Genomic DNA, 26,450 nt, shown 5'->3' with positions numbered 1-26,450 from the left:
GGCTTTTTTATGTATTAACGCAAACAGTTTTATTAAGCGCTTACCAGTAGTTTTCAACTGCGATGTTGCCTTCGCCGCGGCGGTTCATCACCAATCCCAATGTCTTTAGGGCTTCTTTGGTGTCATCGACCATCTCAGGGTTGCCGCACAGCATCACATGACTGTGCTCAGTGGCGAGTGGCAGCCCCACGTGCGCTTGCAATGTACCGTCCAATAACAGCTTAGGCAGGCGCTCATTGAGTACACCCTCGTGCGCCTCGCGGGTGATGATGGGCGCAAATATCAGCTTGGCAGGATTCTCCACCAAACTGCCAAAGTCATCTTGCAGGGTTTTGATTTTGTCCACATACGCCAGCTCAGCCTCATTACGCGCGCTGTACGCCAGTACGATATGCTCGTAATCTTCCCACGTTTTTAGGTCTTGGAGCATCGACAAAAACGGCGCAATCCCTGTGCCTGTCGCTAAAAGCCACAAGTCTTTGGGCAATGGCGCTTGATAGCGCGCGAGGGTCAAAAAGCCAAACGGCGTGGTGTTTAACAACAGCGTATCGCCAACTTCTAAATGCTGCAGCTGTGAGGTAAACGCCCCATCAGGAATAACAATTGAGAAAAACTCCAGTACCTCATCAAAAGGGGATGAGACAATCGAATAGGCGCGAAACACCGCTTCGTTCTCGACGTGCTCGCCGCTGTCTTGATGATAGCGAAGCTGGGTCGGATTGACGCCCAAACGCACAAACTGCCCTGCGGTAAATTTAAAACTGTCAGGACGGCTGACGGTAAAACTGAATAAGTTGGGCGTCCATGTGGTTTTGCTCAGCACTTTTACGGTCTGAATATTGTTTTCACTCATAGCATATCGTCTTAGGTTATCAATCGAAAAAAGGAAACACCATAAAAAAGATGCGCCAAGCTTATCATAAACTGGCGCATCTTGGGGTGTCGCACGCGTCTGCATGGACAGTCGCTTTACTAGCGCAGCGTTACCAAATAGATGCCAGCGCCGACCATTCAATCAGCTTGGCAGGCCAAACACCGAACACCAAAATCATCGCGGTCACGGTCAGTATCATGATACCGCCAAGACGACCTGCCCACGCTTTATTGACATCAAATTCAATAAACGCCTTGGGACGCTTAAACAAGGTCAGCATCACGCGCAGGTAATAGAACAGACCGATGGCGCTACCCAAAATAATCATCGCTGCCAAGAACCAATGACCGAACTGCACCACGGTTAAGATAGCAAACAGCTTGGTAATCAAGCCTGCGGTCAAGGGCACGCCAGCCAGTGACAGCATCATGATGGTCATGACAGCGGTCAAGATAGGACGACGCCAAAACAGTCCCTGATAATGTACCAAGTCATCCGCCTCCCCTGTAGGACGATAGGGGCTAGACATCAAGGTCACCACGCCAAAGGCACCGATAGAGGTAAAGGCATACACCGCCATATACATGCTGCCGATGCTCGTTGCCGCGCCTGCAGCACTGACGATAATAATCAGCACATAGCCCATATGCGCAATCGAGGAGTAACCAAGCAGGCGCTTGACGTTGTTTTGGCGCACGGCCAGCAGGTTACCCGCCAAGATAGACAGACACGCCATCACGGTCAATAGCAGCTGTACGCTTGGCAAGGCCAATAGCGACGTATCGAGCAAAAAGCGTATCGCCAAAGCAACAATCGCCACCTTAGATACCGACGCCAGATAAGTCGCCACAGGCGCGGGTGCGCCCTCGTACACATCTGGCGTCCACGCATGAAATGGCGCGGCTGAGAGCTTAAACGCCACCCCAAACAGCATCATTGCCGCCCCTAAAATCAGTATCGGTGAGCCAAAGAGCTGTGGCAACACCGCACTGATAGGACGAAACGCCAGCGAGCCCACTTCCGCATAAATAAATGCCATACCCATCAAGAGCGTGGCGGACGCTGTGGCGGACAGCACCAGATACTTTAGCCCCGACTCCAGCGAGCGCTCACGCAAATAGGTGTACGCGAGCATGCCATATAGCGGCACGGAGAGCAGCTCAAGACTCATAAAGAACGATGCCATATGCTGCGCGCACACCATCAGTAGCGCCCCTGCCGTAGACAACAGCATCAACAGATACAGCTCGTCTTTGTTGTCTCGCAGCGTACTTAGATACGCATAAGACAGCGTGGAGCACGCCAGCGCGCACACCAGCACAATCAGCATATTAAAGCGGGCAAAGTTGTCCACCACAAACAGCTGATCGGCCGTCGGCAACGTGCTGCCCATATCGACCAGACCGAATATCTGTAGCAACAACAGCACTAGGCTGACGTTCAGACCTATCATGGTCAGCGCGGCTGTCACGATGTGCGAGCGCTTCACGGTAATGGCAATCATCACCACCAGTATCGTCAGCACCACCGCAATGATTGGCGCATAAGGCATCAGCCCCATCAAATCACTCATTACAAATTCATTCATGACCTAACGAGCCTCCATTGCATCAAGCAGTTGTGATGTATTGACTGAGCTGACATCACTATAAACATAGGCATTACTGATCCACTGCATCGCATGGCTGGATGTGTCCAATATCGGTTGTGGGTACAAACCGAGCCACACAAGCCCTGCTGCGAGCAGCAAGAGCAGTGACAGCTCACGTTTACCCAAATCTTTTAAGCGGCGATGTGGCAGCCCATGCGAATCAATCGTCTGTAGCGCCACCGCTTCAGTCGTATTGCGACCAAACAGCGCACGGTAAATCAAAATCAGCGAATACAAGCCTGCCAATACAAGGCTGATGGTCGCAAGCACCACAAACACAGGGTAATCGGCAAACGAGCCAAGCAAAATCATAAACTCGCCGATAAAGTTACCCGTACCTGGAATGCCAAGCAGCGCGGCGCAAAAGAACATCAGCACAGGCGCGTAATAGCGGAACTGTCCCCACATACCGCCCATCAACGTCAAATCGCGGGTATGCAAACGCTCATAAATCTGACCTGCCATAATGAACAGTGCCGCCGAGCTTAAGCCATGCGCCAGCATCTGAATCATCAAACCTTGCAAGCTGAGCAATGAGCCGACATAGATGGCGAGTACCACAAAGCCCATGTGCGAGATACTGGTATACGCCAGCAGACGTTTCATATCGGTCTGCATAAAGGCGAGCCACGCGCCATAGAAGATACCAATCGTACCTAAAGTAATCGCAATCGGTGCAAATTCTTGTGACGCGGTAGGAAACAGCGGCAACACAAAGCGAATCAAGCCATAAGCGGCTGTCTTAATCAGCACCCCTGCCAAATCGACAGAGCCTGCGGTTGGTGCTTGCGCGTGCGCGTCAGGCAGCCAGCCATGAAACGGCATCACAGGCAGCTTGACGGCAAAACCGATAAAGAAACACAGCATGATGGGATATTCCCAGCCACCAAGCGGCGTGCCGAGCAAGTCATTGTAGTTAAAGCTGACCACGCCTTTAAAGCTGTAATTGACCAGCACCAGCATCAAGATGCCAACGAGCATAATCAAACCTGAGGCTTGGGTATAAATAAAGAATTTAGTCGCCGCGTACTCTTTGGTCTTGCCACCCACCACATCATGACCCCAAAGGGCAATCAAGAAGTAAATCGGAACCAGCATCATCTCCCAAAAGAAGAAGAATAAGAACATATCGATGGCAAGAAATACCCCGATAACGCCGCCCAAGCTCCACAGCAAGTTTAAGTGAAAAAAGCCAACGCGGCGCTGAATCTCATTCCACGAACACGCGACCGCAGCGACACCAAGCAGTCCTGTCAGCGCAATCATCAATAGCGACATACCATCCATCGCCAAGTGAAAGCTGATACCAAAATCAGGTATCCACGGCACACTAAACTGCGCCATCCATGGTGTCGGTGCTTGCGGGGTAATCATCTGCTGACTCATGCCAGCGAACTGCCCTTGTTGCCACAACACCAATGACAATGCAAAGGTGAGCATCATACCGAGCAGCGCAATCCAGCGCGGCAAGCGCTTATTGAATCGCTCGACCAGCCAACACAGCAATCCGGCAATAAAAGGTATTGCAATCAATGCTGGCAGCATCCAATTTTGTTGAAACTCCATCATGTTATACCACCGTCATCATTACCAGCACCAACAGCACAGCCATACCCAAGCCAAAGCTTGTCGCATAACCTCGAAGCGACCCTGTCTGCGTTGCAGACAATGCCTTGTTCCCTGCCGATACCAGCATGGGCAAAATGTTCCACGTCTTATCAACAGGGTCAGACTTGAGCAAGCGACCGATGAGCAAAAAGGGCTTCACAAAAACCACATCGTACAAGGCATCAAAGCCCATGCCGTGATAGCACCAGTGATACAGAGCGCCGCCAACACGTGACGCTTTAAAGCGCGTCAGCATACGACCTTTGTCCAGCACATACAGCACGACCGCAATCAGCAGACCGATACCCATCGCCGACATCGCGATAATCTCCGCCGTGTGCTTGCCATGTGCCTCGCCTGCCAGCTCCATTATGTGCCCCACGCTTTCAGGCAAGACGCCTTGTAGTGGCGGCGTAATCCACGCGCCCACCGCCGTTGATAGCACGAGCAGCACGCTCAGTGGCAACCAGTACGACACGCCTGACAATTTGTGCGCATGCGTCTTTTCTTCGCCAAAGAACACAATCCAAATCATACGGAAAGTGTATAGCGCGGTTAAAAACGCCCCGAACACGCCCATATAGAATAAATACTGATGCCCTGTGGCGTAGACTTCCCACAAGATGGCTTCTTTAGAATAAAAGCCGACCGTCACCCAAGGAATCGCCGCAAGCGCCCCGCCACCGATGACAAAGCACCAAAAGACCAGCGGAATCTTGTGACGTAAGCCGCCCATCTTAAAGATGTTTTGCTCATGATGAACCGACAGAATCACCGCACCTGACGCTAAGAACAGCAGCGCCTTAAAGAACGCGTGACTCATCAAATGAAACACCGCCCCTTGCCATGCGCCAACGCCTAAAGCTAAAAACATATAGCCAATCTGACTCATGGTCGAGTACGCCAAGATACGCTTGATATCGGTTTGCGCGAGCGCACAGAAACCCGCCACCACCAGCGTAATCGCGCCCACAGCGCCCACCCAATACAGCAGCACGCCAGGCGTTAATAAGAATAGAGGATGCATACGCGCAATCAAGTACACACCCGCCGTGACCATCGTCGCCGCGTGAATCAATGCCGATACAGGCGTTGGACCTGCCATCGCATCTGCCAGCCACGTATGTAGCGGAATCTGCGCCGATTTACCCATCGCACCGCCGACCAGCATCATGGTGGTCAAAATCATCGTTGGATTATTGACCGTAAACACCTCTGGCGCACGGGTAATAATGTCTTGGATATTTAATGTGCCAAACTCGCGGAACAATAAGAACAAGCCGAACGCTAAAAACACATCGCCCACACGCGTGACCGTAAATGCTTTGATTGCCGCACGGCCATTGGCACGCTCATGGTAATAAAAACCAATCAGCAAATAAGAACAAATACCCACGCCTTCCCAGCCAAGATAAAGCAGCAATAAGTTGTCGCCCAAGACCAGCAAAAGCATACTGGCAACGAACAGGTTCATGTAGCTAAAAAAGCGCGCAAAGCCCGTCTCGCCATCCATATACCATGACGCGAACAGATGAATCAAAAAGCCCACGCCCGTAATCACGCCTGTCATGGTCAATGCCAGACCATCAAAGCTGAGGCTAAAACCAGGGGCAAAATCGCCGACCTGAAACCATGTCCATAGCGGCAGCTGTACCACCTCGCCTGCAGGATAAGTGGTTAAAAAAGTAAAGCCAACAAACGCCGCCGTGAGTGCCGAGAGCAGCATACTGCCCACCCCGACCACGGTCGCTGCCATCTGTGACAAGCGGTCACGCATAAAGGCTAAAATCAAAAAGCCAATGAGCGGAAATATAAAGGTGAATGGTAATAGACTCATGACATCATCCTTTCATCTCATTGGCGCTATCGACATCTAAATGCCCGCGCTTATGATAAAACTGCAACAATATGGCAAGACCAATCGAGGCCTCAGCCGCGGCTAAGGTCAAAATAAAGATGAACATAATCTGTCCATCAGGATTGACCCAGCGACTGCCTGCGACCACGAATGCCAGCGCTGCCGCATTCATCATAATCTCAAGGCTCATCAGCATGAATAAAAAATTGCGGCGTACCATCACGCCGCACAGCCCGATAGCAAACAAAATCCCTGCCAGTATCAGACCGTGCGTCATCGGAATCGACCCCAGTACCGTTGCCGTATCCGCCATCGGTGGCACATAGCCTGCCACTTCATGCGCAAAAGGCTCTACTGCATTTACTGCTTGTACCATCACTCAGACTCCTTTTGTGCCTTACGCGACTTGCCCACATAATCTTTGGGGTCGACCAACTCGTACTCATACGGCGTTGGCGCTTTGGCAGGCTCATCATAATCATTGGCATCATCCAAGGACTTTTTGCCCAAGTGATACGCTGCAACCAGTGCCGCAAGCAACAACAGCGCCGCCACCTCAACAATCATCACATATTGACCAAACAGCGCTACACCGACGGCTTTTGCAGGTACAGTAGCACCGCCAATCATCGCCGATTCGTTCGGCTGTAGCCCAATCATGGCATACAGTACGATGGCAATGATAAGGGTAAGTCCTGTCGGCACCGCCCATGTCTTGGCGTCCAGCCAGCGCTCTTCGCGCGCATCGCTGTCCATACCAAGGTTTAGCATCATAATCACAAAGACGAACAGCACCAAAATCGCGCCTGCGTACACCACAATCTCAAGCGCACCCGCAAACGGCGCACCTAGAATAAAAAAGATACCCGCGACGGCAAGCAACGACACAATCATCGACAAGATAGCGTGTACAGGATTGGCATGAATCACCACGCGCAAGCTGGCAAAAATCGCCACCGCCGCGAGTGAATAAAACCCAACCAAATCGGGATTGTTAAAAAACTCCATCATGGCAGTAAGCTCCGTAAATCCACAGGGGCAGCTTCGTTTTGCGCAGCGCCTTTTGGCTTGTCTGTCACCGCCATACCCGTCACGCGATAGTAGTTATAGTTGGGGTACTTGCCAGGACCTGAGATGAGCAGATGCTCTTTTTCATAGACCAAGTTTTGGCGCACATACTCGCCCAGCTCAAAATCAGGGGTCATCTGAATGGCAGTCGTCGGACACGCCTCTTCACACATCCCGCAAAAGATGCAGCGCGAAAAGTTGATACGGAAAAACTCAGGATACCAGCGCCCGTCTTCACGCTCCGCCTTTTGCAGCGAGATGCAGCCGACAGGACAGGCGACTGCGCAGAGGTTACACGCCACGCAGCGCTCATCCCCATCAGGGTCGCGCGTCAGCACGATGCGTCCACGAAAGCGCGGCGGCACAGGCACAGGCTGCTCAGGATACAAAATGGTATCACGCGGCCTGAGCGCATGACTGTTGACCATCCACATGCTACGGACAATGGTAAAAATACCAACAATGGTCTTTTTTATGCTCGTAAAAAAAGGTGCTAACATGGAACTTTCCTTTGCGTATTTTGCAATGCTCACTCAATGAAGTTCGCTTTTATCACAACAAACGCGCTCGCCAATGAGCCGTTTTTTATTTTTAGGTCTCATGCGCTGTGCACTAGGCCATCATTAACATTACCGCCGCTGTCGCCAGCAGATTGATTAAGGTCACAGGCAAGCACACTTTCCAGCCAAAATTCATCACCTGATCATAGCGTGGGCGCATGAGGGAGCCACGCGCCAGCACAAACATGGTCATAAAGAACAAGGTCTTTATCATGAACCAAAACGCAGGTGGAATGAACGGAATATTAAGGTTAAATGGCGCCAGCCAGCCACCAAAGAAGAGACAGGTCATCAGTGCCGAAATCAGTACCACGTTGACATACTCGCCGATAAAGAACATACCGAACTTCATGCCTGAATATTCGACGTGGTAACCCTCGGCAAGCTCTTGCTCAGCTTCAGGTTGGTCGAAAGGATGACGGTGCGTCACCGCAACGCCTGCCACCACAAAGGTCAAAAAGCCCAAAAACTGCGGAATGATGTACCAGCCATCCGCTTGCGCTTCGACAATCGCGCGTAGGTTAAACGAGCCTGTCAGTGCCACCACACCCATCAAGGATAGGCCCAAAAAGACCTCATAACTGATGGTTTGCGCCGCAGAACGTAAGCCGCCAAGCAGTGAAAACTTATTCGCCGACGCCCAGCCGCCAAACATCACCGCGTATACCGCAATACCTGCCATCGCAAAGAAGAACAAAATACCAATGTCCCAATCTGCCACGCCAAGGGTCGGCGATACAGGAATGATGATGAATGACGCAAGCGCGGTAAACATCGCCACCGCAGGCGCTAGGGTAAAAATAAACTTATCAGTAAAGTTGGGCGTCCAGTCTTCTTTAAAGAAGATTTTGAGCATATCGGCGACCAGCTGTAGCGAGCCGAATGGACCAACGCGGTTTGGACCGTAGCGGTCTTGCCACAGCGCCAGCATACGGCGCTCATAGACAATCATTAAGGCGGCGACAATCACCACCGCCAAAAAGATGACAATCGACTGACCGACCATAAATAAAATCGACCACGTGTCTTGGCTCAACGTACCTGCCAAAAAGTTTGGCACCTCAGGGACAATACGGGTGACTTGCATATCACATCTCCTGTGCAGTGCTGTTAGCACGCGACTCAGCCGCCAGCGCATCCGCATCATCATGCATCAGCCCTGTGGTCTTGACAGGGGCAGCAACTTTTTGAACAGACGCAGGCAGCTGACTGTGTACAATCGGCACTTGTCCTGCCAGATAACCAATACAACCTTCCGCCAAATACGGCACGACGCTGACAGGCAACGTCACCTGCGTATCGTCAACGCTAATCATCAGATAATCCCCCGCCGTTATATCCCACGCGCGCGCATCGTCTTGACCGACATACCACATCGGCGCAATCATTTGCGCTGCAACCAATGGGCTGCGTGAGGCCATCGCTGAGCTCGCGTATAGGTTGTATAACGGTACGAGCTTGGCTTGGCTACTCGCCATATCGGTACTTGGCGTAGGGCGCTCCTCAGGCGCGACATACTGACGCGGCGCAAGACGTGGCAGCTCATCGAACAGACGCACGCCTGCATCGCCATTTTTGAGATGACCGCCGACTTTGTCTTGGTACTTGTTCCACGCTTGTGGTGAGTTCCAGCCTGCCGATTGGGCAAACGGAATCATCGCGCTTGGGGTTTTGTCACCGCTGTAGCCTTCCATTGAAAAAGTCAGACCCGTGTCTAAATCTTTGGGCTGCATCGGCTCATGTACCGAAATCGGTGCACGCATCGCGGTACGACCTGAATAACGGCGCGGCTCACGGGCGATTTTTAGTCCTGTGATGCGGTAGTCAGCATCGGGCGCAGCGCCTTTGATACCCCCAAGTTTTGGATGCGTGGCGACTAAGGCATTAATCACATCATCGAGCTGCGTCCAGTCCACAGGCTTGCCTTCAAGGTTACTGTGTACCGCGTGTAGCCAGCGCCAGCCTTCTTTGATACTGCTCATTGGGTGATAGTAGCGGTTGTCATACACTTGGAAAAAGCGCTGGGCGCGACCTTCAGCAGAGACGAGCGTACCGTCTGCTTCGGCAAAGCTTGCCGCTGGCAATACGATATCGGCATGGCTGTGCCAATCGAGCAGCTGATGGTCAAGGGCAATGACCGTTTTTTCACTGAGCAGCTGCGCAAGCTTGTCTTCGGTCATGATATCGGTCAGCTGGTTTTCAGCGACCACGACGACGTCATACTCATTCGCCAGCAGCTCTTCTACCGATTTGCCGCCGAGCAGACACACGCCGATGCTGTTGGCATCAGGGACAGCGAGGTAAATACCTGCCACTCGTGCGTAGTCGGTGTTTTCTTCTAACAACTCTAGGGCGTCCGCAGGCTTACGCTCGACATCATCTTGCGCGTCTTTATTGGTGCCTGTTTCCGGTTTGTCAGGTTTTGCCGCCAGCTCTTGGTCGTCCTCAAGCGTATCCCCTGCTTGCTCATCGGCTGCTGCTTGCGCTGCACGGACACGCGCATTGTGCGCTTCGATACGCTCATGCTCGTGGTCTTGCAGTGCGGTGCGCTTAGCGCTTAGTGCTTGGGTGATTTGCGCCGCCGCTTCAATCACTGCGACCGAATACAGACTGCTGCCTGAGACCACCAGCGGCTTGTCTGCCATCATCAAGTCATAAGCGATTTGCTGCGCAAGCGCTTGCATGGGGTCGTCGTGGTCATCATTTGGCGCGTTCAGCTCGGCGCGTACTTCAGGCAAGCTGTCAATCGCTTCGGCAACCTTAAAGCCCAATTGCGCGATGTCTTCAGGCGTCGCCACACAGCTGACCTTGCTGATGTCATCGAGCTTGGTTTGTGCCACATCGATGATATACACAGGGCTTTTTGCGCCTTGGCTGATGCGCTGCACAGGCTCAGCGAGCCACGGCTGGGTTTTGACCGCCGCTGCCATTTTTACCGCTTCGTTTTTGGCAGATTGGCGGATAGACAGCGCCACACGTGCCGCCGTTTGTGTGATGTCCTCACCCAAGACCAATACCGCATCGTGTTTTTCGATATCGGTCAAGGTGGGGTTGTAAATGCCGTCCGTGCTGAGCACTTCGATACATTTATTGACCAAGGTTTGCTGCTGGTGGTTCAGACCTGTTGAGTAGTTATCAAAGCCGACCAGATTTTTTAGGGCAAAGTTGGTCTCAAGGCTGGCACGTGGCGAGCCAATACCGATGACTTTTTTGTCTTTGAGGCGTTTGATGGTTTCATCAAGTGCGTAGTCGACATTGATTTTGGCGTGCTTGTCATTGATACGCTCAAGCGCTTGTGACGGGCGGTCAGCGCGGTTGACGTAGCCGTAACCAAAGCGACCACGGTCACATAAGAAGTAGCGGTTCACGTCGCCATGATAGCGGTTTTCGATACGGCGCAGCTCGCCATAGCGCTCCCCTGCCGAGATGTTACAGCCGACCGAGCAGCCATGACAGATGCTCGGCGCATACTGCATGTCCCATTTGCGGTTGTAGCGCTCAGAATGCGTCTTATCGGTGAATACCCCTGTTGGGCAGACTTCGGTTAAGTTGCCCGAAAACTCACTTTCAAACTGTCCGTCTTTGTCACGACCAAAGTACACGCGGTTGTTTGACGCATACACGCCCAAATCTTCGCCGCCTGCATAGTCTTTATAAAAACGCACACAGCGATAGCACGCGATGCAGCGGTTCATCTCATGCGCGATAAAAGGTCCAAGCTCTTGGTTGTGGTGCGTGCGCTTGGTAAAGCGGTAGCGGCGGCGGCTGTGCCCTGACATATAGGTCATGTCTTGCAAGTGGCAATGTCCGCCCTCTTCACAAGTTGGGCAATCGTGCGGGTGGTTGGTCATGAGCAGCTCAACCATCGACTTACGAAACGCTTTGGCTTCGTCATCGGTCACTGAGATGTACATGTCATCGCTCGGCGCGACCATACACGACATGACCAAGCGTCCGCGACCTGCTTCTAAATCTTCTTTGGACTGATACTGCTTGACCGCGCACTGACGGCAAGAGCCGACCGAGCCAAGTGCAGGATGATAACAAAAATACGGCACATCAATGCCAAGGGACAGACACGCCTGCAAGAGGTTGTCTGCGCCATCGACTTCAACGGTCGTTCCGTCAATATGAATGACTGCCATGCCGCTCTCCTTATTTCGCTGCTGGCTGCTGGCTGGCAGCGTCTATGACATCTTCACCAACCCCTTGAGCGATTTTTTGGTCAAACTCAGGGCGGAAATATTTAATCGCACTCATGAGTGGCTCCATCGCACCTGGGGCGTGCGCACAAAAGGTCTTGCCAATCCACAAGTCGCGGGTCAAGCCCTCAAGCTTTTCCACATCGCCAACCTGCCCTTCGCCGTCGTTGATGGCGGTCAAAATCTTGACGCCCCACGGCAGACCGTCACGGCACGGCGTACACCAACCGCACGACTCACGCTGAAAGAAAATCTCTAAATTGCGTACCAACGGCACCATATCTTGTGCTTCATCGACGACCATGATAAGACCTGTACCCATACGGCTGCCCGCCTTTTGAATGGGGTCAAAATCCATCACCACATCCAAATGCTCAGCGGTCAAAAAGTCGGTCGATGCGCCGCCAGGTAGCCATGCTTTGAGCTTGCGCCCCTCTTGCATGCCGCCTGCAAAGTCTTCGATAATCTCGCGTGCGGTATAGCCAAAAGGCAGCTCCCAAAGACCGGGGTCATTGACCAGACCTGAGCAACCAAACAGCTTGGTGCCTGGGGTTTCACTCGCGCCTTTGTCTTTAGGCAAGCTCTGATACCACTCGCTGCCGTTTAATACAATGGCAGGGACGTTGTTGAGCGTTTCGACGTTGTTGACCACGGTTGGGCGACCCCATGCCCCTGCCACTTGTGGAAATGGCGGCTTGGTACGTGGGTTTGCGCGGCGACCTTCTAGGCAGTTAATCAATGCCGTCTCTTCACCGCAGATATAACGTCCAGCGCCTGTGTGGACGTGTAAATCAAAGCTAAAATCTGAGCCTAAGATATTGTCGCCGACCAGATTGTTCGCCTTTAGCTCATCAATCGCCGCCATCAAGCGCTCAGCGGCTAAAATGTATTCACCGCGAATAAAGATATAGCCTGCGGTCGCACCGATGACGTATGCTGAAATCAGCATGCCTTCGATAAGCTGCATCGGCAGACGTTCCATCAACAGACGGTCTTTAAAGGTGCCTGGCTCCATCTCGTCAGCATTACAAACGAGGTAACGCGGACCGCCATCGGGCGGTGCCATCAGTGACCATTTGATACCCGCTGGGAAGCCTGCACCGCCGCGCCCTTTGACCACCGCATCTTTGATGGTTTTTAAAATCTCTTCAGGCGGCTTAGACAGTGCCGTTTTTAGCGCTTCAAAGCCTTGTAAGGATTCATAAGTTGCCAAATCAAGCACCGCGTCATGATGTGCCAAGCGCCACGTTAATGGCTTGGTCTTACTGTTGGCGGTTTCTTTATCGCCATAGATAGGGATGCGCTGCTTGTTCAGCTGGCTTGGGGCTTTACCCTGACCACGTTTGGCAATTTGCTCAGCAATCGTTAATCTCATGCGTATAGCTCCAGTAGTTGTGCGACATCGTCAGGCTGTACAGGACCGTACGTGTCCTCGTCAATCAATACCGCAGGACCTTTGTCACAGTTGCCAAGGCAGCATATGGGCAATAAGGTAAAACGACCATCCGCGGTCGTCTGTCCATACTCAATGCCCAACTCAGAACGCAGGCGCATGGATAAGGCTTCATAGCCTGTCAAGTAACAGGCGACCGAATCACAAATCAAAATCACATGGCGACCGACGGGCTGACGGTAAATGCGGTTAAAAAACGTTGCTACGCCTTCAATGTCTGTCACAGGAACGTCAAGCATGTTGGCGACGGCATTGACTTGGGCATCATTGACCCAGCCGTTACGTTTTTGTACGATTTTTAGCGCGTCTAATGAGGCGGCACGTGCGTGCGGGTAGTGATGCATATACTCATGAATCGCCGCAATCTCGCTCGCGGTTAAGATGCTCTCGACATCGACTTTGGGCGCTTTGTCAGAAACTATTTTCATATTCTTTTTTATCCTCACTCATCACGCAATCAGTGCCCTGAGTGCGTTTGGTGTGCCTATCGGCGATAACTGTATGATAAATGGAGGCAATCACGCGCCACAATAGCGACGCGTCGCCGTATTTATGGCTCAGCGGTCACAATCTGCCATAACGATATCAATCGATGCCAAATACATAATCGCATCGGACACCAATGAGCCATTAATCACCGACGGCATCTGCTGCAAATGCGCGAATGTCGGGGTGCGAATGCGCGTGCGATAGCTCATGGTCGCACGGTCTGAGGTTATATAATAGCTGTTGATGCCTTTGGTCGCCTCAACCATCATCGAGCACTCACCCGCAGGCATCACAGGACCCCACGATACCGACAAGAAGTGGTTAATCAAGGTCTCAATGTCGTTTAGCGTGCGGTCTTTTGGTGGCGGTACAGCGAGCGGATGGTCAGCCTTGTACGGACCTTGCGGCATGTGGTCAAGACATTGACGGATGATACGCAGTGACTGGCGCATCTCTTCGACCTTAATCATACAGCGGTCGTAGGCATCGCCGTTGTAGCCAATCGGCACTTCAAAATCAAAGTTTTCATAGCCCATGTACGGACGCGCTTTACGCAAGTCAAAATCAATGCCTGTGGCGCGCAGACCTGCGCCAGTCACGCCCCACGCGAGGGCCTGCTTGGCATCGTACTGCGCCACGTTTTGGGTACGTCCTTTTAGCACACTGTTTTGTAGCGCCGCTTTGACATACTCATCCAAACGCTTGGGCATCCAGTCGAGGAACTCACGCACCAAGCGCTGCCAACCGCGTGGCAAATCCGCTGCCGTGCCGCCAATGCGGAACCATGCAGGGTGCATGCGATAGCCCGTCACCGCCTCAATCACGTCATAGGCTTTTTGGCGGTCGGTAAACATATAGAATACAGGCGTCATACCGCCTGCATCCTGAATGAACGTACCAACGTACAAGAGGTTATTGGTGATACGGAAAAACTCACTCATCATCACGCGGATGGTTTGGGCGCGGTCAGGCACGGTAATGCCTGCCAGCTTTTCGACCGCCATCACATACGGCAGCTCGTTCATCACCCCGCCTAAGTAATCAATACGGTCGGTATAGGGAATGTATGAGTGCCACGTCTGACGTTCTGCCATCTTTTCTGCGCCGCGATGGTGATAGCCAATATCGGGGATACAATCGACCACTTCTTCACCGTCCAACTGCAGCACCAAGCGAAATGCGCCGTGCGCTGAAGGGTGGTTAGGACCGATGTTTAGGAACATAAAGTCCTCATCGCGTCCTGAGCGTTTCATGCCCCATTCTTCAGGCACAAAGCGCAGGTTTTCTTGCTCGTATTGCTGCTTGGCAGTGTTCAAAAAGTACGGCGTAAATTCGGTTGCACGCGCGTGATATTCTTTACGCAGCGGATGCCCTTCCCAATACTTGGGCAGCAAAATACGCGTCAAATGCGGATGACCGTCAAACACAATGCCGAACATGTCCCACACTTCGCGCTCATACCAGTTGGCGTTTGGCCAAATTTTGGTCGCGCTTGGCAGGCTCAGTGACTCTTCACTTAATGCCACCTTGATACGCACATCGCTGTTACGCTCAAGCGACATCAAGTGATAAAACACCGTAAAGTCACTGTCAGGTAGACCTTGGCGGTGCTGGCGCAAACGCTCATCAATGGCGGATAGGTCAAACAAGGTCACATAAGGTTTGGGCAGGGTGCGCAGATACATCAGTATATCGAGCACGTCATTGCGCGCTACCCAAACGGTAGGAATCTCATCGACTGTCTGCTGCACCACAAACTTGCCTGCGTACTTTTGCTCCAGCTCCGTGATGACCGCTGGTACGGATTTGATCTTAGGATCTGTATTTTCAACGACCGTGACCATGAATGATGTCTTCCTTCATTAATCCTAGGGATACTGTGGTTAAGCGCGGTATTAATCGATACTGTCAGGGCTGCGCAAGTTTTTGACCGCGATTCTATCGGCTTGTTTGCGGTCGCGCTCAGGCGTCATCTGCGGCTGATAGATGCCTTGGTCATTGACATGAATACCCAGTGGGCGGCGCTCTTTGGTGATGGAGTCTTGCAGCAGCATCAGCGCTTGGATCAAGGCTTCAGGACGCGGCGGACAGCCTGGCACATACACATCGACAGGAATGATTTTATCCACGCCCTGCACGACCGAATAGATATCGTACATACCGCCTGAATTGGCACACGCGCCCATGGAGATAACCCACTTTGGCTCCAGCATTTGCTCGTACAGACGTTGAATCACGGGCGCCATTTTAATAAAGCAGGTACCTGCGACAATCATCACGTCCGCCTGACGCGGGGAAGCACGGATAACCTCTGCGCCAAAGCGTGATAAATCATGTACCGCTGTTAAGGTGGTGGCATATTCCACATAGCAGCAAGAGGTACCGAAGTTAAAGGGCCATAGCGAATGCTTGCGTCCCCAGTTGGCACTGGCGTTCACCATCTCTTCCAGACGCCCCATAAACACGTTTTTATTGACCTCATCTTCGATAGGGTCATTCACGGTTTGGCGGGTCTGTGCAGGATAGGTGTCCGCATCGGGATCGGCTTTGGTCAATGTGTATTTCATAACATACAACCTTTATATTCAGCACAACGCCACAACCATATCACCACGTGTCGATATCGTCGTTGTACATCGTGCTTTATTTTGGGCGTTAGCGCAGCTTGTTGCCTGATAGGCCAGCAGGTTGCGCAAAATCTACAGACGTAATGTTGCCTGTGGTATTGATATGATCAATATTTTCTAAGTGACGTCGATTGGCTTCGATGTTGTTTGAGACATTGATTTGCCCTGAGGATTGGGCAGGTACTTTCCCTGTTGGGTCCGTGACCAGCTCGTCCACCCCATCAAAGCGGGTGATGTCCGCCAGATTAAATCCAGCAGGGGCAGCAGACAGACGGGGTTTTTTGCGCCTTTTGTCCGCAGGCGCCCAGTTGAGCGCGCCCAGACTTAAGGCATAAATAAGACCGATGAGCAAATCAATGATAAAGGTGGCAGCCGCAATATAGCCTGCCCAACCTGACTCAAGGACTGAGACAGAATAGGCGTAGAGATATAACGCTTCTAAATCAAAGATGACAAAAAAGATGGCTACCAAGTAGAATTTGGCAGACAAACGAATACGGGCGTTACCAGCTCCGGCAACACCCGCTTCAAAGATTTCTTCTTTTTGTGACCCTTTAGAACGTCCGCCCAACAGACGTGGGACGGTAAGCATAAAGACGACCAAGCCGACAGCGGCTAGAATAAAAGCAACGGCTGACCAATTAAAGGCAGACATGATAATACGCGCTCCTCACCCATTCGAGTGTCATAAGCCATCATCATTGAGCACATAATGTGCTTGACGCAGACAAAACACAGCTTACTGTGTTGGTGTTGGCCAATTATCATTGCTTATTGGCGCGGCGATAAATCATGACAATACGTCTGATATCGCAACGTCGATGAGCGATTGGTGGTGTCGCAAGGTCAAATCATTAAATCAATATCATACTTTCTCATGTCACTGATTTAATAATTCATCACAAACGGTTCATCATAGCATGACAACTGGCATCTATCGGTTCATATACCCATACCAAGCATCATCGCCTTACATACCATGCTCATAGTCCGAAACTTATAGTGACAATGGGTCATTTTCGGCTCAGGGCTAGCAGTTGATAACGTGTGCGTGGGGCTGATATACCCCTATTATTAACGCAATCACTGCATGGCAATAACAAAGCATGATTTACTTATGTATCTGGGTGGATATTGTAAACCAAATATACCTAAATGCAACCCGTCAGCTTGGTTTGAGGGCATTTAAATAATGTGTCAGAACGTTACTGCCCCCTTGATTTTACCTGCTGTTTTCTGCCTGCTGCCGTAAGTGGCAGCACTTTGACCAAACCGCGCAAAAACAAGCGCCCCATCACCGATGCTGGTTATGACTGCTTGGTCATTATCAGCTCGGTGACGGAGCGCATAGAGGACTTTTATAGCACGTTATGGCAGCGCTGATTAGTAGCTGACTGCACCTGTGGTGAAGTTAAAGCGTTGCTGTTTGAGTGCTGTATTATCGACAAGCACATCAAAGCTCACCGTATAGGTGGTATTGCCATGCAATCCGCAATTGGTTGCGCGGCCGCGTTTGCCTTCACAGCTGTTTATGTTGTCTGTGATGGGCAAGATAAACGCTTCATTTGGTTTTAGTGCATAGCCTGTGTTTGGATGCGGGTCGCTCAGCGTGTCCAGTAGCGTGGTCGGCACATCAATATTGCGCTTGGCATCATGCAAGCGCACATTGCTGACCTTGATACTGGTAGCAGCTGGCAGGCGGATATAGACGGGCTGCCCAATGGGGTCGGTACTAAGGTCGCGTCCTGTGCCCGCCACAGGGCTTGGGCTTTCGTGATATAAGGCGGTCGTGGTGTTGGTCACGCCGTCACAAGGATAGGTCACCATATCAGGCGCAGGCTGCTGACTGCTTTGCGCATTGCCTGCCGAGAGATTGACGAACACATAGCCGATATTGGTCGCGCGGTCTGTATTGTATGGCGTGTAGGCCACCATCGCTGAGCCTGTTTGCCCAAGCGTCAAACCCATCAGCGATTTTAGATGATAAGGCGCTGCCAGCAATGAGGTTGCCATATCGGCAGCCGCGTACTGCGGTGCAAGCGCTGTGCCCGCGCTGTTTCTGGTGGTCGTCTGGACAATATTTTCGACAGCACCGTAGCGCATGTTGGGATACGCCGCTGCCAGCAGGCGCTCTTTAAAATTAATGCCCGTAAAAAACGGGTTATTGCTCCCCGTATAGGCCGCCACTTCGCGCAGACTCGCCTGCGAGTGCGCATTAAAACTGCTCGGCTGGCTGTTGCTAAACACGTGCTTGATATAGTTGGCATGTCCCACCGCAATCGCAGCCAAATCGTCGTCGTAGCTTAGCCCACTCAGCCCGCAGCTTTGGCGTGCCAGACTGATGACATTAGCACCTGCCAGACCTGCACTGAGATGGTTGTCTTTTTCAATACTGCTGATGGCGATATGGGTGCTGGTGGTGTCTGGAAGGTTTTTTGCTTGGTCGAGGGTGTCTGAGTCGATACTGTCGGTAGGGGCAGGTTGGGTTGGCGCAGCAGGCGGCGGCGCGGTTTTGTTTGCGGTGCTGCCACCGTCTGAGCCACCGCCACCACCACATGCGGTCAATGATACAGCGGCAATCATAATACTGAGGTACTGCATTGCTGAGCGATGATTCATCATAAGTCTTTCCTTAATCTGGTAGCGAGATACCGCGACTGAGGCGGGCAACAATCCTTATTGCTTACACATCTTGTAGCTATATTTTTGCTATATTACTACAATATGTCTTAATGTAAAGACAAAAAAAGACTGTCGCCTGATTTATGATAAAGTGCTGTTTTTTATGGATTTATGGTTGATTGTTACTGACAAATTATTGGGGTTTAATATCCGTTAATAAGCGCTTAATCGGACCAAAGCTGCGCCGATGTGCGTCCAAGACGCCATGGGTATCAATGGCATCGAGATGCGCACGGGTCGGATAGCCTTTGTGCTTGTCAATCGCATATTCTGGATGCTGTTTTGCCAAGGCATACATCTGCGCGTCACGACTTACTTTTGCCAAGATACTGGCGGCGGCGATACTGCTGTGCCGCGCATCGCCTTTGACCCATGCTTCAGACACAATCGCCTCACTTGGCACACCAACGGCAGTAAGCGGCTGTGCGTCCAAATCAGGACAGCGGTTGCCATCGAACAGCGCTTGCAGTATCGGCAGGCGCACCGCACTAGTGAGGGCGTTATTGCTCGCCATCTGTTGAATCAAGGTCTCAACCACCAAGCGCATACCGAGCATCGTCGCCTGCAAGATATTGATTTGGTCAATGACTGCCGCAGGCACGTCCGCCACCACATAGCCGAGCGCATGCTGCTGCACCAGTGGGTAGAGCATATCGCGCTTTTTTTCGCTTAATTTTTTAGAGTCGGTCAAGATACTCAGCGGCGTACCGTTTAATACCGACTCTTCAATCAGCCCCGACCACGCGGCAGGCAATATCGCAGCGGCTACGGTCACACTGCCGAGCAATGGTCCACGCCCTGCCTCATCGATACCCATCGGCAGCAGCGCTTTGGGCGTTTGCACAAAAAAATCTTGTATTGCCTCAGGCTGCATTCGCCCTGTCAGCGTCACAGGCGCAGCAAGCGCAATGGGCACGCCTTGATGCGTGGTATGGGTGATTTTTTCATCAATATCTATCGTAAAAAACTCTGACACAATAACGCCCTACACCTATATAAGATAAAAATTAAAAATAATGAGACCCTTAAAAGCGCGCCGCACACAGGCACCAAACAGGTACGCTGATGACTACTGCTTAGCGACTGAACGCTGTTTGCGCTGCTTATGCATATACCACGCCTCGACCACACTGTCCGCTGGGCTATGATTGCTTTGCTGCTCGAGCATCGTTTTGGTGGCTACCAGTGCCTCTAACTGCTCATTATACGCGCGCGGCTGTAGCTGCTGCTTGACCGTGCGGCTGATATTTGCCCCACTCGCCTGCTCTTGAATCAGCTCAGGGACAATCATTTCTTTTGCCAAAATATTGGGCAGCGCCACATAAGGCACTTTAACCAAGCGCTTGGCGATTTGATAGGTCAAATTGTTCAGCTGATACATCACCACCATCGGACGCTCTAAAAGCAGCGCCTCAAGCGTGGCTGTACCCGATGCCAATAGTATCAAATCTGCCGCCGCCATCGCCTGCTGACTGAACGTCGGCTGCGCGGCATCATAGACCACCGCGATGGCGCGCTGTACCGACTCTGGGTAGCTATCCAAAATATCCTGCACGATATACTGATGGTTTTGGTCGACAGTCGGGATAATAAAGCACAGCTTATCATCGAGCAGCAACAGCTTTTGAATACCATCGAGCATCGGCGGCAATATTGCCGTGATTTCGCTGCGCCGCGAGCCAGGCATCACACAAATCAAGTGACTGACCTCATCAAAACGCTGGGTAAAAAACTGCTGCAAGCCATCGTGATGCCACACCAGCTCACTACGCAGCTGCATAATCGGCGTGGTGGTCAGCGTCTTGTCTATCGTGTGCAGTAGCGGATGCCCCACACACACCGCAGGATGACCGTAGCGCTCATACACAGGCAGCTCAAAGGGAAACAGACACAAGACCAGATGCGTCGCCGCCATAATGCCGTGGATACGCGACTCACGCCACGCCCAAATGGACGGGCTGACGTACTGCACGCAGAACACGCCTTTGGGTTTGAGCTTTTTTGCCACGCGCAGGTTAAAATCAGGCGCATCGATACCGACGAACCAATCAATCTTTGCTTGTGCGAATGCCTCTAACAGCTCACGCCTTGCTTGCAGCAAATCGGGCAGCTGAGAGAGCACCTCAACCAGACCCATGACCGCAAGACGCTCTAACGGAAAAATAGGCTGCAACCCCTCAGCGCGCATACGCTCGCCGCCAACGCCCACCCACACAATATCATCACGCAGCGCATTCATTTGCTGCATAAAATCAGCACCCAAACTGTCCCCTGACACCTCGCCTGCCACAATACCAATGACCAAAGGCTTATTCGATGCAGGCGCAGATGAAGGCATAACGGTTAATGATGTCGAATCGCTCATAGCTGGCTCTTAATGTCTGATGCACTCAAGATAGAGGGTAAATAACAAGCAAGTATAACAAAGTTTTGTTTTTCACATTCCAGTTATCAGGGAATTAACTCACGACAACCCTTGTCAACCTCAGGTTTTGTCCGCATAATGGATTACTCCTATTCATTAGCTAGACGATACATAATCATGACAACACCAGCTACTCATAATGCAGATATTGATGACGTGAATATTGAACAATTCATTCCTTTGATTACCCCAAGCGAGCTTAAAAAAGAGCTGCCCCTCACTGATGCCGCTTATAACACCGTGCTACAAGGTCGCCAAACCATCCAAAACATCTTGGACGGTAAAGACAAGCGTATCTTTGTGGTCATCGGTCCTTGCTCTATTCATGACCTCAAGGCAGCGCACGAATATGCCGACCGCCTTGCCACCTTGGCAAAAGAGATTGAAGACTCTATCTTTGTCGTGATGCGTGTTTATTTTGAAAAACCGCGTACCACCGTCGGCTGGAAAGGTCTGATTAATGACCCTGACATGAACGACAGCTTCGATATCGAAAAAGGTCTGCGTACCGCGCGTAAGCTATTGATTGACTTGAACGAAAAAGGTCTGCCGTGTGCTACCGAAGCGCTTGACCCGAATACGCCGCAGTACATCCAAGACCTCATCAGCTGGTCAGCGATTGGCGCGCGTACCACCGAGAGCCAAACGCACCGCGAAATGAGCTCAGGCTTGTCTTGCCCAGTTGGCTTTAAAAACGGTACCGATGGCGGCATGACGGTTGCGGTCAATGCCATGCAAGCGGTCAAAGCAGGTCACAGCTTCCTAGGTCTGTCATCAGACGGTCAAGTGTCTATCATCAAATCAAAAGGCAACCCTTACGCGCACGTGGTGCTGCGCGGCGGTAACGGCAAGCCAAACTATGATGAAACGGCGGTTGCCCAAGCAGAAAACGAACTAGAAAAAGGCAAGACCAGCACCAAAATCATGATTGACTCAAGTCATGCCAACTCAGGCAAAGACCCCTACTTGCAGCCGATGGTCATCCAAAACGTCGCTGAACAAATCGCCAATGGCAACAAATCTATCATCGGTCTGATGATTGAGAGTCATCTAAAAGGCGGTCGCCAAGACTTAACCGCTGACCTCAGCAAGCTAGAATACGGCAAGTCAATCACCGATGGCTGCCTTGACTGGGAAAGCACCGTCGCTGCGCTAAACAACTTGCGCGACACCATCAAAGACGTACTGCCAAACCGTTAATGATTGACGAATAAGCATAAAAAAGCCCATCGCGTATGATGGGCTTTTTTTTGACTTTATTTTTATCACTTATCATCTTATGCTTGAATGCATGCGCCCTTGCCTGTTGTTAACGACAAAGACGCATCCTGTCCTAGCACAGTGATGTTTAGGCGTCTGCCGCCCCCAAGACACTGTCCAAACTTTCACGCACGTGCTTGGACTGCACTTTTTCTTTGAGCGCTTGCAGGTAACGGTGCGCCACCTCACGCTTGCTCGGCACTAAGGTATACCAACGTGCCAGCACTTGCACCAGACGCGAGGCAATCACAGGATTGCTGTCGTCCAGCTTTGCCACCGCTTGGGTATATAACGCCAAACCCTCAGGCGTCCATAAGACCGCAGGCTGCGTGGTAAAGGCACTGATGACCGAGCGCACACGGTTGGGCGTGTTCCAATCAAAATCAGTATGCGCAATCAAGGCTTCGATATCAGCAACCCGCACCTGCTCAGACGCCGCCTGCGCGCTGAACCATAAGTCAATGACCAAATCATCTGCTTTAAAGCGCTCATAAAAGTTCTTGAGCTGCGTCTCGTAGCCTGCCACCTGATGATTCACTAGCGCTTTTAGCGCGCCAGAGCGTTCCGTCATACACGCCGCCGATTCGTACTGCTGCACGGCCCAATCTGCCGCGTTATCAACGCCTGCCGTCAATGCCATGTCCAGCACCACGTTGCGTAGCGCACGCACGCCGCGCGCCTCAGCACTGTCGTCATATTCTGTGATAGGCAATGATTCATAGAGCGGCTGCCACATATCCGCCAAATGCACCGCCACTTGCTGGTACAAGCCATCGCGCTTGGCTTTGACCGCATCTGGGTCATAATCGGTGCTAATCGCCGATGCCAACTCTTGCGCTGAAGGGATATCGAGCAGGCGCGCGGCCAACATCGCATCGTCTTTAGCCAAGTTTGGCAATGTTTTTGCCAATGCCTCTAAATAAATCGCAGGCTCATGGTTTTGTAGCAAGATACGATTGACCAATATCTGCGTGACCTGCCAGCGGTTAAAGCCATTGGTCTCATGCGTCAATAAAAACGCCAAATCGGCATCTTGATAATCGAAGTTCAGCTGTACAGGCGCACTAAAATCTCGCAGCAGCGACACCACAGGCGCGCCTGTGATATTGTCAAAGCGATAAGTCTGCGTTTCTTTATCGAGCAGCAGCATCTCTTCGGCGACGATTTGCCCTGATTCTTTATCAAAAACAGCCGTCGCTACAGGAATCGGCAAGGCTTTTGGCGCGTCAAAACCTGCAACATGGCGCGTCTTTTGCGTCAAGGTAATCTCAAGCGTTTGCGTCTCGGCATCATAATTTTGATGCCCTGACACCACAGGCGTACCTGGCTGACGATACCAATCGATAAACGACAATACGCGCTCGTCGGCAACGCTCAGCGCTGATAAAAAGTCCTCGACAGTCACCGCTTGCCCATCGTAACGGCGAAAATACTCATCTGTACCTTGGCGGAATTTTTCTTTGCCCAGCATATTGGCAAGCATGCGCACGATTTCTGCGCCTTTTTCATACACCGTCGTGGTATAGAAGTTATTAATCTCAACAAAGCTGTCAGGGCGTACAGGGTGCGCTAGCGGACCTGCATCCTCATTAAACTGATAAGCGCGCAAGGTCGCCACATCGTCAATACGCTGCACGGCTGCTGACTGCTGATCGGCGGAGAACGACTGGTCACGAAAAACGGTAAAACCTTCTTTTAAACACAGCTGAAACCAATCACGGCAGGTAATGCGGTTGCCCGTCCAGTTATGAAAATACTCGTGCGCTATGACCGCTTTGACATTAAAGCTGCGCGCATCGGTCGTGGTCTCGGGACTGGAGAGCACGCACGCGGTATTAAAGATATTTAAGCCCTTATTTTCCATCGCGCCCATATTAAACTGGCTGACCGCCACAATCATATAGCGGTCGAGATCGTAAATGCAGCCGTAGTTATCTTCATCCCATGCCATCGCATCTTTGAGCGCTTGCATACCCACATGACACTTATCAATGTCCGCCGCCTTGGCATACACTTCGAGCAATACCTTGCGCCCATCACTCGTGGTGTAATGGTCGCTCAGCACGTCCAGATTTGCCACCACGCACGCGAACAGGTAGCTGGGCTTGTGCGTCGGGTCATGCCAGATGGCGTAGTGACGCTCGGGCGCGTCCGCAACCTCACCCGCTTCTATCAAGTTGCCATTAGCAAGCAAGGTCGGATAGCGCTTGTCCGCCTCTAAGCGCGTGGTAAAGGTTGAAAGCACGTCAGGGCGGTCAGGATACGGCGTGATTCTACGAAAACCCTCAGGCTCACATTGGGTCACGAACATGGTCTCGTCACCCGTACCCGCTTTATATAAGCCCTCTAGCATGGTATTGGTCTGCGGGCATATACGCACCTCTGTACGCAGCGCAAATGTGGCTGGCGCATCATGCAGCATCAGGCGACCCTCACTGTGCGTGTACGCGGTATCATCGACGCGCGTATCATCGATGTACAGCGCCTCAATCTCCATATCTTCCGCATGAAGCAGCACATCGCCTGCCGCATCACGGCTGATTTGCAGACGCCCTTCGACCGTCGCATCCTCTTCAAACAAGCGAATATCGAGCGCGACGCTCTCTACCGTGTATTTTGGCGCTTCGTAATCACGCAGGTAGATTTTTTGTGGTTCAGGCTGGTGTGCGGGCGCATCAGGTACCGCGGCATCAATAATTTGTGTGTCGTTATTGGACATAGTCATTCCTATAATGATTATAAAAAAGAGAAGTACTATAAAAAAGGCAGTTTGTTACTGCCAAAAAAGAACGGTCTGTGCTCTATCATGGGTCTGATATTGCCCAGATACAATATGCCATCAATAACTTATTGCTACCTTTTGGTGTCAGCACCTTGATAAGCCAGCAACCGCTTATGGTACATCTCATACACCGCTTGCTATGTTAATAAGTACATGCAAACTGACGGTTGGGTTTTTTTGTTTGCTAAAGTCTTATTGTAATACTCAGCAAATTTTGACATTATTTACAGTAATGCTACTTACACAACGTAACACTAATTTTAATATGAGTAGCCATTGTATCGCTTTCATTATAAGTCGTATTATAAAGCATACTGTATTTAAATTTAGGAGAGAACCATGTCAACACGTATTGCAAAAATTGCTGCCTTAGCGGCTTTGTCTGCTGCCGTCACCATCACCACTGGCTGTGCAACCAAACGCTCAACCTCAGAAGTTGTGGTTGCGCCGCTTGGCGTACCTGCAGGTCAAGTAGGCTACACTGGTGCGGTGGTCGTTAACAATCCAAACGCTATCGTCACTGCCGCGGACAATCTACAAGCGGTGGTACATTTTGCTTTTGACAGCAGCGCACTTGATGCCGAAGCGGTCGCTATTTTGAGCCAACACGCCAACTTGCTACGTACCAACCCAGCCGCTGGCGTCATGATTGCAGGTCACACCGATGAGCGCGGCAGCCGTGAGTACAACATGGCATTGGGCGAGCGTCGTGCCAGCTCAGTTGCTAACTACTTGGCAAGCCAAGGCGTATCAACTGCCAATATTCGCACCATCAGCTACGGTGAAGAGCGTCCTGTCGCAACTGGCATGACCGAAGCTGCCTACGCACAAAACCGCCGCGCTGAACTGTCTTACTAATCAGCCCGTGCATGGGCGATAAGACCGCGCGGTTTTAAGCCCCAAACAGACCC

At 51.6% G+C, this 26,450-nt stretch carries 21 protein-coding genes; 3 read left to right on the top strand and 18 right to left on the bottom strand.

Features of this window, described 5'->3' with window-relative positions:
• Positions 1-40: 40 nt before the first annotated feature.
• The 14 genes from JMW05_RS09840 to ndhC form a co-directional block, all read right to left on the bottom strand.
• Positions 41-853, bottom strand: a complete 813-nt coding sequence (locus tag JMW05_RS09840; protein ID WP_201505086.1) for a ferredoxin--NADP reductase — start codon at positions 851-853, stop codon at positions 41-43.
• Positions 854-983: 130 nt separating this feature from the next.
• Positions 984-2,462: an NADH-quinone oxidoreductase subunit N gene (locus tag JMW05_RS09835; protein WP_201505085.1), complete on the bottom strand. Its 1,479-nt coding sequence runs from the start codon at positions 2,460-2,462 to the stop codon at positions 984-986.
• A 3-nt stretch (positions 2,463-2,465) separates the two neighbouring features.
• On the bottom strand, positions 2,466-4,091 hold the full coding sequence (gene nuoM / locus JMW05_RS09830; RefSeq protein WP_201505607.1) for an NADH-quinone oxidoreductase subunit M: 1,626 nt from the start codon (positions 4,089-4,091) through the stop codon (positions 2,466-2,468).
• Between the two features lie 4 nt (positions 4,092-4,095).
• Positions 4,096-5,970, bottom strand: a complete 1,875-nt coding sequence (gene nuoL, locus JMW05_RS09825; protein ID WP_201505084.1) for an NADH-quinone oxidoreductase subunit L — start codon at positions 5,968-5,970, stop codon at positions 4,096-4,098.
• Between the two features lie 4 nt (positions 5,971-5,974).
• A complete protein-coding gene (gene nuoK, locus JMW05_RS09820; protein WP_201505605.1) occupies positions 5,975-6,283 on the bottom strand; it encodes an NADH-quinone oxidoreductase subunit NuoK in 309 nt (102 codons plus the stop codon).
• Positions 6,284-6,366: 83 nt separating this feature from the next.
• Positions 6,367-7,002 carry an NADH-quinone oxidoreductase subunit J gene (gene nuoJ, locus JMW05_RS09815; RefSeq protein ID WP_201505083.1) on the bottom strand — a complete coding sequence of 212 codons (636 nt, stop codon included), beginning with the start codon at positions 7,000-7,002 and terminating at the stop codon, positions 6,367-6,369.
• A complete protein-coding gene (gene nuoI, locus JMW05_RS09810; protein WP_201505082.1) occupies positions 6,999-7,559 on the bottom strand; it encodes an NADH-quinone oxidoreductase subunit NuoI in 561 nt (186 codons plus the stop codon). The genes nuoJ and nuoI overlap by 4 nt, the downstream gene beginning before the upstream one ends.
• A 112-nt stretch (positions 7,560-7,671) precedes the next feature.
• Complete coding sequence (gene nuoH / locus JMW05_RS09805; protein WP_201505081.1) at positions 7,672-8,706, bottom strand: NADH-quinone oxidoreductase subunit NuoH; 1,035 nt, start codon at positions 8,704-8,706, stop codon at positions 7,672-7,674.
• A gap of 1 nt (position 8,707) precedes the next feature.
• Entirely contained in the window at positions 8,708-11,764 is a 3,057-nt protein-coding gene (gene nuoG, locus JMW05_RS09800; protein ID WP_201505080.1) for an NADH-quinone oxidoreductase subunit NuoG, read from the bottom strand.
• Between the two features lie 10 nt (positions 11,765-11,774).
• Positions 11,775-13,196 carry an NADH-quinone oxidoreductase subunit NuoF gene (gene nuoF / locus JMW05_RS09795; protein WP_201505079.1) on the bottom strand — a complete coding sequence of 474 codons (1,422 nt, stop codon included), beginning with the start codon at positions 13,194-13,196 and terminating at the stop codon, positions 11,775-11,777.
• A complete protein-coding gene (gene nuoE, locus JMW05_RS09790; RefSeq protein WP_201505078.1) occupies positions 13,193-13,702 on the bottom strand; it encodes an NADH-quinone oxidoreductase subunit NuoE in 510 nt (169 codons plus the stop codon). The genes nuoF and nuoE overlap by 4 nt, the downstream gene beginning before the upstream one ends.
• Positions 13,703-13,831: 129 nt before the next feature.
• Positions 13,832-15,607, bottom strand: a complete 1,776-nt coding sequence (gene nuoC, locus JMW05_RS09785) for an NADH-quinone oxidoreductase subunit C/D (RefSeq protein ID WP_201505077.1) — start codon at positions 15,605-15,607, stop codon at positions 13,832-13,834.
• A gap of 51 nt (positions 15,608-15,658) precedes the next feature.
• Positions 15,659-16,330, bottom strand: coding sequence for a NuoB/complex I 20 kDa subunit family protein (locus JMW05_RS09780; RefSeq protein WP_201505076.1), 672 nt, complete (start codon positions 16,328-16,330; stop codon positions 15,659-15,661).
• 88 nt (positions 16,331-16,418) lie between these two features.
• Positions 16,419-17,045 carry an NADH-quinone oxidoreductase subunit A gene (gene ndhC, locus JMW05_RS09775; protein ID WP_201505075.1) on the bottom strand — a complete coding sequence of 209 codons (627 nt, stop codon included), beginning with the start codon at positions 17,043-17,045 and terminating at the stop codon, positions 16,419-16,421.
• A gap of 539 nt (positions 17,046-17,584) precedes the next feature.
• On the opposite strand from ndhC, the gene JMW05_RS09770 reads away from it, so the two are divergent.
• Positions 17,585-17,773 carry a hypothetical protein gene (locus JMW05_RS09770; RefSeq protein ID WP_201505074.1) on the top strand — a complete coding sequence of 63 codons (189 nt, stop codon included), beginning with the start codon at positions 17,585-17,587 and terminating at the stop codon, positions 17,771-17,773.
• On the opposite strand, the gene JMW05_RS09765 is transcribed toward JMW05_RS09770, so the two are convergent.
• The 3 genes from JMW05_RS09765 to lpxB form a co-directional block, all read right to left on the bottom strand.
• Entirely contained in the window at positions 17,774-19,012 is a 1,239-nt protein-coding gene (locus JMW05_RS09765; RefSeq protein WP_227691501.1) for a spore germination YkwD domain-containing protein, read from the bottom strand. It abuts the gene before it with no gap.
• 193 nt (positions 19,013-19,205) lie between these two features.
• The gene (locus JMW05_RS09760) at positions 19,206-19,946 is read right to left on the bottom strand and encodes a ribonuclease HII (protein WP_201505601.1); all 741 of its coding nucleotides are present in this window, start codon (positions 19,944-19,946) and stop codon (positions 19,206-19,208) included.
• Between the two features lie 195 nt (positions 19,947-20,141).
• Complete coding sequence (gene lpxB, locus JMW05_RS09755; RefSeq protein ID WP_201505073.1) at positions 20,142-21,437, bottom strand: lipid-A-disaccharide synthase; 1,296 nt, start codon at positions 21,435-21,437, stop codon at positions 20,142-20,144.
• 177 nt (positions 21,438-21,614) lie between these two features.
• Here lpxB and JMW05_RS09750 point away from each other — a divergent pair, with 177 nt between their 5' ends.
• On the top strand, positions 21,615-22,697 hold the full coding sequence (locus tag JMW05_RS09750; protein WP_201505072.1) for a 3-deoxy-7-phosphoheptulonate synthase: 1,083 nt from the start codon (positions 21,615-21,617) through the stop codon (positions 22,695-22,697).
• Positions 22,698-22,845: 148 nt separating this feature from the next.
• Here JMW05_RS09750 and pepN read toward each other — a convergent pair whose 3' ends face one another.
• Positions 22,846-25,482 (bottom strand): aminopeptidase N, encoded by a 2,637-nt coding sequence (gene pepN, locus JMW05_RS09745; RefSeq protein WP_201505071.1) that lies wholly within the window; start codon positions 25,480-25,482, stop codon positions 22,846-22,848.
• A 396-nt stretch (positions 25,483-25,878) separates the two neighbouring features.
• On the opposite strand from pepN, the gene pal reads away from it, so the two are divergent.
• The gene (pal, locus tag JMW05_RS09740) at positions 25,879-26,397 is read left to right on the top strand and encodes a peptidoglycan-associated lipoprotein Pal (RefSeq protein ID WP_201505070.1); all 519 of its coding nucleotides are present in this window, start codon (positions 25,879-25,881) and stop codon (positions 26,395-26,397) included.
• Positions 26,398-26,450 lie beyond the last annotated feature (53 nt).

It is taken from the genome of Psychrobacter aestuarii, assembly GCF_904846035.1.
Lineage (GTDB): Bacteria > Pseudomonadota > Gammaproteobacteria > Pseudomonadales > Moraxellaceae > Psychrobacter > Psychrobacter aestuarii.
The sequence above is the reverse complement of the archived record's forward strand: the minus strand, read 5'-3'. Positions and strand labels throughout refer to the sequence as shown.